The sequence below is a fragment of the Vulcanisaeta sp. genome (genome assembly GCF_049966235.1).
In the GTDB taxonomy this organism is placed as follows: domain Archaea; phylum Thermoproteota; class Thermoprotei; order Thermoproteales; family Thermocladiaceae; genus Vulcanisaeta; species Vulcanisaeta moutnovskia.
On the sequence record NZ_JBMFVA010000005.1, the window covers coordinates 1 to 14,300 of the forward strand.

Here is a 14,300-nt window from a genome sequence, read left to right on the forward strand (position 1 = left end):
CGAAGAGAGAGGTCGCAGAGGAGGTTGAAAAACTCAACATTGAGAGGCTCAAGGCATTCCTGGCACCGGCTGTTTGGGGTGATGGTGATGTTAGTGTTGATGAGGGGCGTATAAGGCTCATAATGGGCCTTGGCAAGTACGAGCTGTGGTTGGGCGTGATTGAGAGGTTGGTTAATGAACTAGGCTTCACGATGTACCCAAGGGACTACAGGGTCGAGGTTATACTCAAGTCAAGCAAGGCTGTTGAGTTAGCCAAAGACTGGTTCGAAACACCAGACCTCAGGGAGTTGATTGAGTTGGGCGCTGGCTTGCCGGGCGGTGAGAAGTTTAGGAGGATTATCGAGCTCGCTAATGCGGAGGTTATGGAGCTGGGCAGGTCATCAATTGTTATACCTGGGACGGACATAAGCATGAACATCCACATTGATAGGCATTGCAGGGTTGAGCTTAGGGCTTGGAGGAGGGATGAGAAAGAGGCTTTGAAATTAGTCGAGGAGCTCAACAAAGCCGGCTATAAAGCGGTGAAGTACGTAGAGAAAGGGAGCCATGTGGTCTCGATAACACACGCGAACATCCGCGATACTCCACTTAAGCCAGTGGTATGCAGGGAGCTGAACGAGTGGCTTAACGAAACGAAGGATGAGAGAAAGAAAAAGAGAATAGCTAAGGCGATGCAAAACCTAGAGTGTCTCGACGAAGCCTAGCCCGCCCAAACCCACGGGCCGAAATCCCTTCCTTTTCTCCTTCCCTCCTCACAATCAACCTAGGAAACACAAAAGAAAAACACAATGGATGGCGGCCCCGCCGGGATTTGAACTTACCCCGTACGCTCAATTGAGTGTACGTCCGGGTCCTACGGCTCCGCAGGCCGCCGCTCTATCCATGCTGAGCTACGGGGCCAATTTGTTGTTTTTTCATTGATTTTAAGTCTTTGCTTTGTGGTAATCCTTATAATGGTTTGTGGTGTTTCCTGGCTATATGGAGTTTAGGGGTGCTGTGGCTGAGGTTTTCATACCACTTAATGCGAGCGGTGATATTGATGAGGGTAGGGTTGGTGCGATGCTTGATTTCCTGCTTAGGCGTGGTGTTGAGGGTTTCTACGTTGGTGGGTTTGGTGCCGAGGCCTTCGCCTTCACTACTGAGGAGAGGCTTGGTTTCTTGAGAATGGTTGTTGGTTATGTGCGTGATAGGGTCCCTGTGTCATTCCTGGTTTCTGAAATGAGTATTAAGAGGGCTGTTGAGGTTATCAGGGAGGTCGGTAAAATCGGTATTGATGTATTGACGATACCACAGCCATACCCACAGCAATTTGGTGAGAGGGGTATCCTGGACTACGTGTGTGCGTTGTCCAGGGAGTTCGGCGGCGACGTAATGCTCTATAACGAGCCAGCCGTTGGGAATCCCTTGAACTCATCAATGGTTATTAAAATCCTGGATAAATGCCCAAACATTGAGTACCTTAAGGATAGTTCACATGATATGATCGGCCTACATACAATACTGTCTGCGCATCCTGAGTTGAGGGTTATGGCTGGTAGTGATGGCTTGATATATGACATAATGCTCGCCGGAGGCGTGGGCATCGTGTCGCTGGTGATAAACCCATTTCCCGAGTTGATAGTTAGGATTGTCAATGAGTTGAGGAGTGGTAACTACGTGGAGGCGAGGAGACTCCAGGAGTTCATAGTAAGGGTTAGGAGTGTGTTGAAGGCAGGTGGCTTGAGTGGTGGTTATAGGTATGCAATGTCCCTCGTTGGTATTGATATCGGCAAAACAAGACCGCCTTACGAAGACCCTGATGAGAAGACAAAGGATTTCATTAGGAATTCATTGATTTCGCTCGGCCTTATTAAGCAGTGATTAGTGGGGTTAATCCAAGGCCTGAGTCGATGGTTTCCTTAAACCTCCTCCACCAATTAATGTAGTCCTCATAATCCTCAAAGCTCCATTCCTTAGAACCAACCTCTCTAGCCATTGTTGAGACCACGTCTCTAGCCCTCTCGCCCTCCCAGGGCTTAGGCTCTGTATTAGCCCTTATTGAGTATTCAGCAAGTTCCCTATAGATATCCTTATTGGGTTGCATGCCGGTAATCTCGATATATAGTCTCTCAAGCACTGGTTCAGCCCAGCCCCTATGGAACCTGCAAAGGCCGGAATCATCAATCAAGGCTTCAGCAATTGCCCTATTAAGTGATGACTTTGCAAAATCCTCAGGTCCCATGAATGTTGGTGTGTAATTCGTCCAATATCTACCTAGCATGTACATTGGTGCAACCATTCCAGGGGCCCAGTAGAAATTCGGGGTCATATAGCCCTCATTACCATAGGCGACATAAACCACTAAGTCCCTAAAGGACTTACCAATTTTCAAGACCCTGTCATGGAATATCTCGTCAAGTTTCCTCGCAGCAGCTCTAACACCATTCTCAGCAATTAACTTAAGTATCTCACTGGACTTCTCAACAAAGCCCTTAATAACCTCACCGGCCAGTCTCGCGTTCTTTCTCGAGTCAACCTCGGGATTAAACCTCACTGGATCAAATGCGGGCTTATCACTAAGTCCAGTCTCGTCAGGTCTTAACAGGCCATGTTCAATAGCGTCAAAAACCCACGCAACCACATGCCCCATCTCAATTGCATCCAGGCCGTATTGGTCTATTAGGTCCACGAGCGGTACGGCTTCCTCAAATATGTAATTGCCAATGAATGGGCCCATGGCGTGGAATGGTTCGTAATCTACCTTCTTACCACGCCAAACCTTCTTACAAACGACTGAGCATCCGAAGTCACCGCAGTTGTACCAGCTCTTGCTTTTAACGAAGACTTCATCATTAAAGGGTTTCCAGAAGAGCCTCAGTATTGCTTCGACGTGTTGAATCCTCACCTCCCTGGGTAGGTATATGGACTTATAACCGAAGAGAGGCAGTAACTCACGGTAATGTGGGTAGTTAACGCCGAATGTACCACCAGTGCCTATACTTGGGTCAAACCTATACTTAATGGTCTTCTCATCCATAACCTGCCTAAAGGGCTTCTTGAAGGACTCAATCATTATCTTATTTATGAAGTCCATATCATTAACCTTGGTATATCTTGCCTTATACGTACCGCCAGCCACAATGCCAACCACGTTATGACCCATGACAAGAGCGGTGCCCGGTCCACCCCTGGCAGCGAAGTCCTCAGCTCCCGGCCTAAACTCACCCTTTAATGGATTAACGTCAATAGACACTAGGGCGCCATTGTAGGTACCCAACGCTGCTGGACCAACAACCACAGCCCTGGCGTTATACTTAACGAAGAAGTCTCTGTAGGTATCGAGTAGGTACTTAGTGAATGCATAGGCGCCGTGGTAATTCCCATACTCAAAAACGGGTTCTATATTCCTTAATTCAATCCCGTCACTTGATGCAAAAATAACTATGGGTTTCTTTGACTTGCCGGTTATCACAATTGTATCAATGCCAGATCCCATGAATTTGTATGCAGCACCACCTAGGGCGGCGACATGGAGAGTCCTTGTCATTGGGCTCTTGAATACGGCTATTAACCTATGGAAGCCAGGCATTTTACCACCAACAAAGGGGCCCATACCAATTATAAACGGTACATTAGGGTCAAGTGGATCTAGGCTCCAGGACTTAGCCTCATTATGTATCTTAATGCCTAGCGTTATTGGTCCTTGCGCAGGTATTTCCTCAGTTCTCAGGGAATTCGCATTAAGGTCTATCCTAAGTACTTTCACATGTAACGTTCTTCTCAACCTAATAATAGGTTTTCTTGAGTAATCTGTGAATAAGTAGTACCTACTTAATAAGAGTGTTCGGAGAAATACTTATTAACCCATTATACCCAGTTATACCTAGTAGACCCAGTATGAGGATCAAGGAATTAATTAGGGATGGGGTCATATCCTGTAAATCCACTGACCCAATAACCTGTGCTGTTGCCAAAATGTATATGCATAATGTCGGTAGTATCCTTATTATTGATGAGGATGGAAAACCAACGGGAATATTTACGGAAAGAGACCTGGTTAGGGTTGTGGCTGAGGGTATTAGTCTTGACACACCGTTAATGAAGGTAATGAGTAAGAAATTAATTACTGCGAATACGTCAGAGTCGGTAATATCGGCTGCAATGAAGATGATTGAGAATAATATAAGGCATTTACCAGTTGTTGAGGAGGGTAAAACGGTGGGTATGGTAAGTATTAGGGACTTAGTAAGGGCGTTAATGGCTCAGGAATTATCCTATCCATAAACAATAATGTACCAGGAATAATAGAGACAACACCTTGGGTAGGGAAGCATCTTAATTTCCTACTCTAATTTATGTCGGGAAAGTATATTCATAATTTTGATGATTTATTCCTTACCGCCTACTAGTTTATGTAGACTTATATTTTCCATCGGTCTTTACCACTTTTCCATCCTTTATTAACCTCGTGAGTTGTGCCTTAATCACATTTATTCTCTCCTCACCAACAGCCCTGGCAATTTCCTCAGCCGTGAATTCCTTACCCTTATTGCTCGTGAGATAATCAAGTATTTTCTTCTTGATTCCCTCGACCATACAATGTAAATACTTCTTCTTTAGGTTATAAAGATATTGCATTTATATTTGTGAAGTAGCGATCGTAATTTGCTGAGTTAATTAATGATATAATTAAATACACGAACATAGCCAGTACCCACTTTAATCCCTGTGGAAAATTCTTATTTTTTCGTAATTACAATACTTCATTCATTACTAATTATTGAATAGTTTTCTCATTATTCAGGTGTAGAAAGAATTTCTTATTTTTAACTACCTTTGACAACAACCTATTATACCGGCTCCTATACTTTATGTAATAATGAATAGGTTTAGGGCGTATTATGACGATGGGATTGTTATTGAATACGAAAATAATAGATTCATAATTGATCCATTAAGGAAGCCCAGCGGATCCTTTAATGCCATATTAATAACACATGGTCATAGGGATCACGTTAATCCGAGAACTCTTCGCAATGTATCACCGATCATTATGAGCAATGAGACTGCGGTCATAATTAGGGCTCGCGATGGTGAGAACCTAAGGCACATCACGATTAGTCCAGGCTCTAAGCTTGCCGTTAATAATGTTTTAATTGAATCGTTTAACGCGGGTCATGTAATTGGCAGTTTATCCTACGTACTTGACTTTGGTGATCTTAGGGTTGGGATTACTGGGGATTTTAATGTGGAGCCATCAATACTGCTAGATGGTGCTAAGGGTCTTGATGTTGATGTCTTAATTATGGAGGCTACATACGGTGATCCAGACTACGTGTTCCCAAGTAGGCATGAGGTGTATAATGAGTTAAGGGCAGTTGTTGAGGATGGTGTTAAGGACGGGGTTGTGTTGCTTATGGGTCAACCGCTTGGTCGTGGTCAAGAACTCACGGCATTGCTTAAGGATTACCCGCTCTATGTGGAGCCTAGTATTAAGGTAATTAATAATGCCTTGGATCTAAGGTATGGTATGGTAATTAGTGGTTCTCCGCCAAAAGGTTCCGTAATTATCATGGGGATTCCCAGGGACGTCACTCGTCTCACTAAAGTCTTGAGAAGTAGGTATGGAAGAGCCAGGGTTGTGGCATTAAGTGGTATGTATGCTAAGCGTTCTAGGGTTGTTTGGCTTAATCAAATTGGTGTAGATGCAATTCCACTAAGTAGTCACTCTGATTTCCCTGGGCTTATAGATTTCGTTCTAAGTAGTGGAGCTAAGCTTGTGTATACCGTTTATGGTAATGCCACTAAATTCGCTAAATACCTGAGAAATGAACTGGGGATCATGGCTAGACCCCTCCCTGGGCCTAGTCAATTAACAATGGATTACTTCCTGCGGTAAAATGCTTAAATTGAAGATGAGAGTTAGGGTTTTCAATGAGACCCGTAATAACATTACTCACGGACTTTGGCTATGATTCGTATTTCGTACCATCAATGAAAGGTGTGATACTTAGTTTAAATCCGGAGGCCGTAATAATTGATATAACGCATTCAATACCGCAATTCAATGTGCATAAGGCAGCATTCACCCTATGGGCTTCATATAAGTACTTCCCAAAGGGAACGATACACGTGGTTGTTGTGGATCCGGGCGTTGGTACATCGAGGAGGGCTATCGCCATTAAGACAAGGAATTACTACTTTGTTGGGCCAGACAATGGTGTTTTAATGATGGCTGCTGAGGATGATGGTATCATCGATATTAGGGCTATCGAGAATAGGGATTTCATGAGACCTGTTGTGTCAAGCACGTTTCATGGACGTGACATATTTGCACCAGTTGCGGCTTACTTAAGCCTTGGTCTGGACATAACATTACTGGGGTCTCGAGTTACTGATCCAGCAAGACTACCAGGCATTACAAATAGAGTTTCTAGGAATATTGCTAATTCAATGATTATTTATATTGATCATTTCGGAAATGCCTACACGGGCATTCGGGAGAGTGATCTCGGGGTTCTTGGTCTTAAGTACGGTGATGAATTACGCATTGTCATACCAAGGAGGAATACTGACCTTAGGGTTAGGTTCCTGAGAAGTTATGGTTATGCCGGTGATGGTGAGGTATTAGCATTAATAAATAGTGAGGGATTTTTGGAGCTCTCAATAAATAGGGGTAACTTTGCACAAAAATACGGTGTTGTGGAGGGTGATGAAGTTACTCTCTTCGTTATTAAATAATCATATTCTGCGATACGTAATTCAGAAGCTCCCTAAAGTTCTTTGTAAGTACAGTATCACTGACGTTATGTTGCTTAGCGACTTTGCCATTAACTACTCGTACACCCTCCATTTCCAGCAACCTAAGCTTAATGCTTGAATCACTAACTGAGTAACCACCTAATGAGCCATCGCTCTTAATGACTCTATGGCAAGGAACAATCACCGGAAGCTTATTAGCGCTGGCTAATTTGCCAACGGCTCTGGGGCTTGTATTTAACAGCCTAGCTAATTGGGCGTATGTCGCTACCTTGCCTCTTGGTATTGATAGCATTGCGACCTGTGCAAGTCCAAGAAGTCCTGGACCCAGCTCTAGGTACCTAATTATTTCCTTTGGTTCTACTAACCCCATTATGTATCTTGATATAGTCTCTGCAATGGGGTCTCTAGTGCTCTCCTTAATTCCATCAATTCCAATCCTAACCTTGACTTCCCGAATCCTATCACCGTAAATACACGTCTCCAGGACTCCAATCTCTCTTATTGGCAAAATTATGCAATGCATTTTTAATTCAATTAGTAAGGAGCCCTTAAAAACCCTGTCCCGAGAATCTACTGTGGTTGTCAGGGTTAAATTAGTGGGTGTTTTAAGTGCGTTGGCTCTTGGTAAGGATTTTATTGAGCTTAATGGTGTTATTACGGTAAGGGATGTTATTAATGGACTTAGGTCAATAAATGAGAAATTATTTAAGAGGGTATTTGATGTTTCGAGGAATGAGTTGATGCCTGATATTTATATTGCAGTTAATGATATTGACATAAGGTTGCTCAAGGGTCTTGATACACCGGTTAAGGATGGCGATGAGGTTTTAATACTGGCATATATTCATGGTGGGTAATTGCCATGAGTTATGTGATTAGGCTTAACAGTGACATTGGTGAGTTGAGGATTTGGCTTGCAACGATTATACTAACTAAGCCCATTAATGATGAATTTCTTGTTAGGGTTAAATCGTTAACCAATGATTGTGTTAATTCTTTGATCACCATAGTGCCCGCGGTGAAGGTGTTGGGTCCATGGCAAATGATTTATTCGGCGTACTTAAGCCTTAGGGATAATTTGCAGGGTGTGTCGAGGTTTAGGGACCCGGGCTTGGGTGCATTAACGTATATGGTTGGTACAACGCAGTTAAGGAGGGGTTTAGAGATTCTTAGTCCTGTTGGTAATGATCAAGTGTCAATAATAGTAATGGGTATTAATGATTGTGTCTATGATTTGGTGAATAACGTAATTAATATTTTCAAGGACTTTATGGAGGATTTAATAATTGGTGTTGGTTTTCATAAGGTTTATGAGGGATTGTTTAGGTCCATTGATGACTTTATAAATACCTTAATTAATAAGTATATTAGTGGGTTCACGTAGTCTGCGGCAATTCTTGCAGTTAATAATTTATAATTCCACTAGTCTCAGGGAGACGATGGATAGGTTATTCTATATCGCTAAGGATGAGGAGATACTTAATGGTGATGCAACTGATATTTACTTTATGAGAACCATTGATGTACTTAGAGCGGCGGGTCTTGATAAGGTTAAGGTTAGGGCTGAGTTTCATGTTGTTAATTTACCGAGGAATTATAAGTGGGCCGTGTTTGCTGGTTTAAAGGAAGTCGTGAGCCTCACGGTCACTAAGGAATTGCCGATAACCATCTACGCAATGCCTGAAGGTACGCTCTTTAAGGCCAATGAGCCAATAATGGTTATTGAGGGTAATTACGTGGATTTCGCTGTTTATGAAACAACGTTCCTAGGGATACTCAGACATTACAGTTCTATAGCCAGTAAGGCTGCCAGGATTAAGAAGTTAGCTGGTGATAAGTCATGTATATTCTTTGGTGCTAGGGTTGTTCATCCAGCAATACAACCAATGGTTGATAGGGCATCTTACATAGGTGGTTGTGATGGTGTTGCTGGCGTAGTGGGGGCTAGGTTATTGGGTATTAAACCAAGTGGTACAATGCCCCATGCATTAATGATAGTGTTTAGGCATGCGACTGGTGATCACACACTTGCCTGGGTCTGGTTTGATAAGGTAATGCCTAATGATGTTCCTAGGATAGTGCTTGCGGATACATTCCTTGATGAGCGTGAGGAGTCCATGATAGCTGCTAAACTACTCGGTAATAGGCTGTATGGTGTTAGGTTAGACACGCCGAGTAGTAGGCGTGGTAATATGGAGGCTATTGTTCGTGAGGTTAGGTGGACCCTAGACCTGGCTGGTTATAAGAATGTGAAAATACTAGTTAGTGGTGGTGTTGATGAGGATGAAATTATTAAGCTTAGGGACATTGCCGACATGTTTGGTGTTGGTACATCAATAGCCTTCCCACCAAGTGTTGATATTAGTATGGACATTGTGGAGGCTTATGACGAGAAGAGTGGGCGTTGGGTACCGATTACAAAGCGTGGTAAATTACCTGGTTTTAAGCAGGTTTATAGGTGTGGGGATACGTTTGATGATCAAGTTATTCCGTGGGATTGGGAACCAGCGGTATGTCGGGATGGTTCCAAGCCCACACCATTACTTAGGAAATTTGTTGATAATGGTAAGGTCGCTGAGCCAGTACCTAGCGATCAGGAGATTAGGAGTTACGTGCTTAATCAATTGAGGTATGCCGAGATTTAGTAATGAAATGAGTATTAATGTAACGTGTTCATACCACAAATGCTTAAAGAAATTGCCATTTCTATTTTAAGGAAGGTTTAATATTAATCTTATAATTCCTCTTCCCACTCTTCCTCAAATTCCTCCCATTCCTCCTCCTCTTCTCCTTCTTCCCATTCTTCCTCTTCCATAACTAGGCTGTTCATATTTGGTCCATGATGATTTAAAAGCATTATTAAAAAGCATTACCTACCCTACTAACTTTATGTGTGTACTATGACCGGTAAATTTACATATTCCTTATTATCTATCAATCTTCCATAATTCAGTGATAATTTTACGGAATAGGTGTGGTTTATAAAAGGTTAAGGTAGGTATATGTAGGGGTTCGTGTGGATTTCAATTTAGTAATATCCACGGGAAGGAGGCTAGAGGGTAGATGTGCTGATGAACTTAGGTACATAGGCGATTTAATTGGTATGAGGATTGCCCAGACATCATTCACGGGATTTGATGGATTAATAACGGGGTATGTAGATGGCGATCCTGTGGAATTTACCAGGAAATTGAAAGATCTCGTTACTACTGGGCGATACATACCACGCTTTGTACTCAAGGTAGTACCAATAATGAGAACAGTGAATACTAAAATGGAGGATATTGCGAAAGCCGCCATTGAATTAGCAAATAGGTACTTAAGTACCAATGAGACTTATAAGGTTGAGGTTAGAAAGAGGGGTGTTGATCTCGATAGGATGGAAATCATTGATTCAATAGCGTCGAAAATAAGTAATAAAGTCAAGCTTGAGAACCCTGATAAGGTTATTCAATTGGAGATTTTCCCATCAAGGACTGGCATAAGCGTTATTAGGGAGGACGATATATTCTCACTAATGAAGGTTAGTGTCGGTTCCCAACAAGGCGGCCAATGAGTTATTAATTACTATTAACCATAATCCTTTAATTCTAGCATCAATTATTCTCTCAATATGGACGTTACCGTAATTGGAACAGGCAGGATGGGTAGTGCGCTCGTTAGAAGATTGGCTAAGCAGGGGTTTAATGTTTATGCATGGAATAGAACTAAGGACAGGTTAAAGGATTTACCCGCAAGATCAATAGATGATATTTCACAGGCCAAGGGATTAACATTCATTTTTGTTTCTGATGATGAGGCACTAAACGCAGTTAGAGGTGTTGGTGGTGACATAGTTGCGTTGTCAGGGACCTACAGTATTGGTGCTGTTACAGCATTTAACATTAGGTTTACGAGTATGGGAAAAGGATTACTGGCCGCACCTGTTGTGGGTGGTCCCGCTGATGTTGAGAATGGAACAGCGATATACTTGATTGGTGGTCCTGAAAGTACGTACCAAAGGGCTAAGGAGGTTTTTGATAAGTTAGGTTCCATAATTAGATTACCAACTGCCGAGGCAGCAATGGCACTTAAGCTTGCCTATAATTCATTTCTAATAGGTACCATGGCATTACTTGGGGAGTATGTAGTACTTGGGAGGACTTATGGCGTTGATGATGATACACTAAGGGCATTATTAACCAAGACCGTGTTTAAGGAAGTCAGTGAGAAGTACATGGATAGGGTTCTTAAGCCTAAATTACCGCCTTCATTTACACTAGCCCTGGCTGCTAAGGACGTGCACTACGCCGTTAAATCAGCGGGTGATGCAAAGACCCCACTAGTTGTTTCCTCAATTGTTAAGTCCCTATACGAGTTATTGGCCGCCCTTGGCTTTGGGAATGAGGATTATGTTAGGGCCGGCTTGCTTGAGCTTATTGGCGGTTTAAAGGAAAAATAATGCTTATTAAGACCACAGTTTAATCGTGCGTGATGAGCGAGAGCGCCAAGGTTGAGGTTGAGAGGGTTTACGTAATTAACCTTAGGAGGACTAGGGAGGTTTCAAGGACCAAGAGGTCTCCGTATGCCATTAGGTTGATTAGGAAGTTCGTGGCTAGGCACATGAAGGTTGACCCTGAGAAGGTTAAGATAGATAATAGTGTTAATGAGTATATTTGGTCTAGGAGCATTGAGGACCCACCAAGGAAGGTCGAGGTTAAGGTTACCAAGTATAGTGATGGCACGGTCAAGGTCACGCTAAACATTCCTGAGAAACCTGAAACAAAGACCGAGACAAAGGCTGCAGAGTCGAAGTAGTATCCTGGAATAGCCGATTCCTTTTAAAGGGCTTTTTTATTTCGAATTAACGTGGTTAGTAATAGGACGTTGCAATTAATGTCCAGGCTTTTCACAGCAATTCTTTACCTGGCAGTCTCATCAATAGCATTCGTAATGGATTTTCCATTTTATCCATTACCAGTTGCCTTGCTAATAATAGCTGTAACCACGGCATTGGCATACTCAGGGCATGTTAAGCTTGGCTTTGCAATAATGATAATGCTCCTAATACCTGCCCTACTCTATGTCTATAGATATGCGGCGTTAGGTACCCTACTCCTTATCCTAATTCTCCTCGTCATGATAAGGGTCTTCGATTGGCTTGGTGTTGGTGTTGGTATACTTGCATGGGAATTCTCAATAATACCTAAAATGCCCATCCCACTCTACGTACTTTCAGTACCATTAATACTGACCTCACCAAGCCTCACGATAGGTATTACGAGGAGAGTAACTCCATTAAAATCATTAATAACATTCCTCATAATCTACATACCAACACTATTACTACTAAATGCTAATAATACCGTAGTTCCCTGGTTCGGCCCCGTGAGTACATACGTATCCCCCCTATCATCACTTACCACTAATGCAATAGTAAGTGCTTTGGGCAGCATTAATGTGGGGCTTTACGGACTTGCCCAAGCAATTGATAGGGTATTTACCTGGACCAGCACTTACGTATTGCCACCGATAATGGCTTTAACTGCATACATCGCGTACGTAATATCAAGCAGATTAAGGTCACATGATAATAAGGTGATTAGGCTCTTTGCGCCAACGATTGGTACGATGTCCGCCTACGCATTAATGGCATACCTACTATTCTACATGAATCCATACTTTGGGCTTTATCAAGGCATTGATGTTAACACTTTAATTCAGGGCTTATTACCTGCCCTAGTAATTAGCACAGCCCTATTACCACCAATAATGCACTTCAGGCTTGTTGAGATTAAGTTTGAGGAGGAAGAGAAGCAATCAGTAATTGCCCTTGAGCGTGGCTATCAACTAATCCTCAATAAGGATGAGCTAAAGTCACTGGCTAGTGAGTGGGATAATGTGGTTGGACTTGAGGATGTTAAGAGCGAAATAGAGACGTCAGTAATAACACCACTTAGGGATAGTAGATTGTCTCAGAAGTATGGTTTAATGCCGATTCATGGAGTACTGCTCTTTGGTCCTCCTGGTGTTGGTAAGACAATGCTCGCGAGGGCAATAGCCGGTAAGTTGGGTTGGACAACAATAATAATGAACCTAGGTGAGTTACTTAGTAAATACTATGGCGAGAGTGAGAATAGGCTTGCTGAGCTCTTCAAAATAGCCAAGAATTATGCACCGTCGGTGATAATAATCGATGAATTTGACGCCATAGGCAAGGCTAGGACTAGGTATGTAAGCGATGATGTAACGCCAAGACTACTAAACATACTTCTTAGTGAGATGGATGGGATAACTAAAGGTAATGAGAATATCCTAGTGATTGGAACAACAAATCAACCAGACCTATTGGATCCGGCGTTGCTTAGGCCTGGTAGATTCGATAAAGTGATCTATGTACCGCCACCTAATGAGGAGACTAGGGCTAAGATGCTTGAGACTATGTTAAGGGATAAGCCCATTCAAGGTTCTATTGATTATGCAAAACTCGCCAAGTTGTCTGATAGGTTTACTGGTGCGGATATAATGAATGTGGTAAGGACTGCAGTTCTCGAGTCGCTTAAGGATGGTAAACCCATAACCCAGGAAAAGCTAGAGGAGATAATTAATAGGTATAAGCCTAGCCTAACCTACGACTTACTCGAGAAATATGAGGCCTTTAGGCTACAATACAGTAGGTTGAGGACCTTTGGTAAGGCCCAAGTCGGTATTCCAGAGATTACTTGGGATGACGTTGGCGATCTTGAGGAGGTTAAGGAGGTCATCAATAAGTATATAGTTGCCACAATGCAGAGGAGGGACATACTCGAGAGGTTGGGTATTGAGCCAATACACGGTATCCTACTCTTTGGTCCTCCTGGTGTTGGTAAGACTCTCGTCGCAAAAGCAACAGCCAATATGCTTAAGGCAAATTTCATAGAACTTAATGGAGCCGAGCTGGCTAGGGTTGGGCCTGAGAGAGCTGCTGCAGTGGTTAAGGACGTATTTAATATGGCACGTGATAATACACCTGCCATAATATTCATTGATGAGATAGACTCTGTCGCGCCACCCAGGGATTCACCAATAGGTGGCGTCTGGTCTGGCGTTATTTCGCAGTTGCTAACTGAGATGGATGGATTAAGGGGGTTGAATAATGTCATTGTGATTGCAGCCACAAACAGGCCTTGGTTTGTTGATCCGGCGTTGCTTAGGCCTGGTAGATTCGATAAGGTAATTTACATACCACCACCGAATAAGGATGCTAGGCGTGAAATAATAAGGATACACATGAAGAATGCTGAGGTCGAGGAGGGGGTCATTAATTGGGTCGCTGAGGTTACTGAGGGTTATAGTGGTGCTGATTTAGCTGCGTTGGTCAGGGAGGCTAAGATGAGAGCCTTAGATAGGGTGTTAAGTGGTGATAATAGGGTTAAAATTACGAGGAGAGATTTCGAGTATGCACTTAGTAAGGTTCATCCATCATTAAATAGGGAATTGCTTAGTCAGTATGAGGATTTTGTGCGTAGGGCTAATTTAATGGTCTAATTAATTTCGTACAGTAATACCCATGTTAATGTAGGCTTAGTAATTTAAAGGGT

Annotated in this window: 14 protein-coding genes, 1 tRNA gene and 1 pseudogene; 12 read left to right on the top strand and 4 right to left on the bottom strand. The window is 42.8% G+C overall.

The window, feature by feature from the left end; all coding sequences use genetic code 11:
• Positions 1-704 (top strand): annotated as a pseudogene (locus ACP5L5_RS04625) (hypothetical protein); the annotation flags it as partial.
• 89 nt (positions 705-793) lie between these two features.
• On the opposite strand, the gene ACP5L5_RS04630 reads toward ACP5L5_RS04625, so the two are convergent.
• A tRNA-Arg gene (locus tag ACP5L5_RS04630) sits at positions 794-900 on the bottom strand.
• 78 nt (positions 901-978) lie between these two features.
• On the opposite strand from ACP5L5_RS04630, the gene ACP5L5_RS04635 reads away from it, so the two are divergent.
• On the top strand, positions 979-1,860 hold the full coding sequence (locus ACP5L5_RS04635; RefSeq protein WP_428761997.1) for a dihydrodipicolinate synthase family protein: 882 nt from the start codon (positions 979-981) through the stop codon (positions 1,858-1,860).
• Here ACP5L5_RS04635 and ACP5L5_RS04640 read toward each other — a convergent pair.
• Complete coding sequence (locus ACP5L5_RS04640) at positions 1,850-3,745, bottom strand: aldehyde ferredoxin oxidoreductase N-terminal domain-containing protein (RefSeq protein WP_428761999.1); 1,896 nt, start codon at positions 3,743-3,745, stop codon at positions 1,850-1,852. The two genes, ACP5L5_RS04635 and ACP5L5_RS04640, sit on opposite strands and share 11 nt — an antisense overlap.
• 131 nt (positions 3,746-3,876) lie before the next feature.
• Here ACP5L5_RS04640 and ACP5L5_RS04645 point away from each other — a divergent pair, with 131 nt between their 5' ends.
• Positions 3,877-4,263, top strand: coding sequence for a CBS domain-containing protein (locus ACP5L5_RS04645; RefSeq protein ID WP_048057184.1), 387 nt, complete (start codon positions 3,877-3,879; stop codon positions 4,261-4,263).
• A 126-nt stretch (positions 4,264-4,389) separates the two neighbouring features.
• Here the strand turns inward: ACP5L5_RS04645 and ACP5L5_RS04650 are convergent, their stop codons facing one another.
• Positions 4,390-4,575 carry a hypothetical protein gene (locus ACP5L5_RS04650; RefSeq protein ID WP_013604245.1) on the bottom strand — a complete coding sequence of 62 codons (186 nt, stop codon included), beginning with the start codon at positions 4,573-4,575 and terminating at the stop codon, positions 4,390-4,392.
• A gap of 283 nt (positions 4,576-4,858) precedes the next feature.
• On the opposite strand from ACP5L5_RS04650, the gene ACP5L5_RS04655 reads away from it, so the two are divergent.
• Both ACP5L5_RS04655 and ACP5L5_RS04660 read left to right on the top strand, forming a co-directional pair.
• Positions 4,859-5,878 (top strand): MBL fold metallo-hydrolase, encoded by a 1,020-nt coding sequence (locus ACP5L5_RS04655; protein ID WP_428762002.1) that lies wholly within the window; start codon positions 4,859-4,861, stop codon positions 5,876-5,878.
• A 35-nt stretch (positions 5,879-5,913) separates the two neighbouring features.
• The gene (locus tag ACP5L5_RS04660) at positions 5,914-6,720 is read left to right on the top strand and encodes an SAM hydrolase/SAM-dependent halogenase family protein (protein WP_428762003.1); all 807 of its coding nucleotides are present in this window, start codon (positions 5,914-5,916) and stop codon (positions 6,718-6,720) included.
• Here ACP5L5_RS04660 and ACP5L5_RS04665 read toward each other — a convergent pair.
• Positions 6,713-7,264 carry an MGMT family protein gene (locus ACP5L5_RS04665; RefSeq protein WP_273303232.1) on the bottom strand — a complete coding sequence of 184 codons (552 nt, stop codon included), beginning with the start codon at positions 7,262-7,264 and terminating at the stop codon, positions 6,713-6,715. The genes ACP5L5_RS04660 and ACP5L5_RS04665 overlap by 8 nt on opposite strands.
• Positions 7,265-7,316: 52 nt before the next feature.
• On the opposite strand from ACP5L5_RS04665, the gene ACP5L5_RS04670 reads away from it, so the two are divergent.
• From ACP5L5_RS04670 to ACP5L5_RS04700, 7 genes are all read left to right on the top strand, one after another.
• On the top strand, positions 7,317-7,598 hold the full coding sequence (locus ACP5L5_RS04670) for a MoaD/ThiS family protein (protein ID WP_013604249.1): 282 nt from the start codon (positions 7,317-7,319) through the stop codon (positions 7,596-7,598).
• 5 nt (positions 7,599-7,603) lie between these two features.
• On the top strand, positions 7,604-8,125 hold the full coding sequence (locus ACP5L5_RS04675; protein WP_013604250.1) for a hypothetical protein: 522 nt from the start codon (positions 7,604-7,606) through the stop codon (positions 8,123-8,125).
• Positions 8,126-8,180: 55 nt separating this feature from the next.
• The gene (locus ACP5L5_RS04680) at positions 8,181-9,386 is read left to right on the top strand and encodes a nicotinate phosphoribosyltransferase (RefSeq protein WP_273303237.1); all 1,206 of its coding nucleotides are present in this window, start codon (positions 8,181-8,183) and stop codon (positions 9,384-9,386) included.
• Positions 9,387-9,757: 371 nt separating this feature from the next.
• Entirely contained in the window at positions 9,758-10,297 is a 540-nt protein-coding gene (locus ACP5L5_RS04685; RefSeq protein ID WP_428762006.1) for a THUMP domain-containing protein, read from the top strand.
• Positions 10,298-10,354: 57 nt separating this feature from the next.
• The gene (locus ACP5L5_RS04690) at positions 10,355-11,182 is read left to right on the top strand and encodes an NAD(P)-dependent oxidoreductase (protein WP_013604253.1); all 828 of its coding nucleotides are present in this window, start codon (positions 10,355-10,357) and stop codon (positions 11,180-11,182) included.
• A gap of 32 nt (positions 11,183-11,214) precedes the next feature.
• Entirely contained in the window at positions 11,215-11,538 is a 324-nt protein-coding gene (locus ACP5L5_RS04695; protein WP_428762008.1) for a 50S ribosomal protein L31e, read from the top strand.
• 51 nt (positions 11,539-11,589) lie between these two features.
• Positions 11,590-14,247, top strand: a complete 2,658-nt coding sequence (locus ACP5L5_RS04700) for an AAA family ATPase (protein ID WP_013604255.1) — start codon at positions 11,590-11,592, stop codon at positions 14,245-14,247.
• The last annotated feature ends 53 nt before the right edge of the window (positions 14,248-14,300 follow it).

Bases quoted from the DNA above. Each gene is read 5' to 3' on its own strand.
- ACP5L5_RS04680 (WP_273303237.1), top strand. From the start codon at position 8,181: ATGGATAGGTTATTCTATATCGCTAAGGATGAGGAGATACTTAATGGT.
- ACP5L5_RS04645 (WP_048057184.1), top strand. From the start codon at position 3,877: ATGAGGATCAAGGAATTAATTAGGGATGGGGTCATATCCTGTAAATCC.
- ACP5L5_RS04660 (WP_428762003.1), top strand. From the start codon at position 5,914: ATGAGACCCGTAATAACATTACTCACGGACTTTGGCTATGATTCGTAT.
- ACP5L5_RS04675 (WP_013604250.1), top strand. From the start codon at position 7,604: ATGAGTTATGTGATTAGGCTTAACAGTGACATTGGTGAGTTGAGGATT.
- ACP5L5_RS04655 (WP_428762002.1), top strand. From the start codon at position 4,859: ATGAATAGGTTTAGGGCGTATTATGACGATGGGATTGTTATTGAATAC.
- ACP5L5_RS04695 (WP_428762008.1), top strand. From the start codon at position 11,215: ATGAGCGAGAGCGCCAAGGTTGAGGTTGAGAGGGTTTACGTAATTAAC.
- ACP5L5_RS04665 (WP_273303232.1), bottom strand. From the start codon at position 7,264: ATGCATTGCATAATTTTGCCAATAAGAGAGATTGGAGTCCTGGAGACG.
- ACP5L5_RS04635 (WP_428761997.1), top strand. From the start codon at position 979: ATGGAGTTTAGGGGTGCTGTGGCTGAGGTTTTCATACCACTTAATGCG.
- ACP5L5_RS04690 (WP_013604253.1), top strand. From the start codon at position 10,355: ATGGACGTTACCGTAATTGGAACAGGCAGGATGGGTAGTGCGCTCGTT.
- ACP5L5_RS04650 (WP_013604245.1), bottom strand. From the start codon at position 4,575: ATGGTCGAGGGAATCAAGAAGAAAATACTTGATTATCTCACGAGCAAT.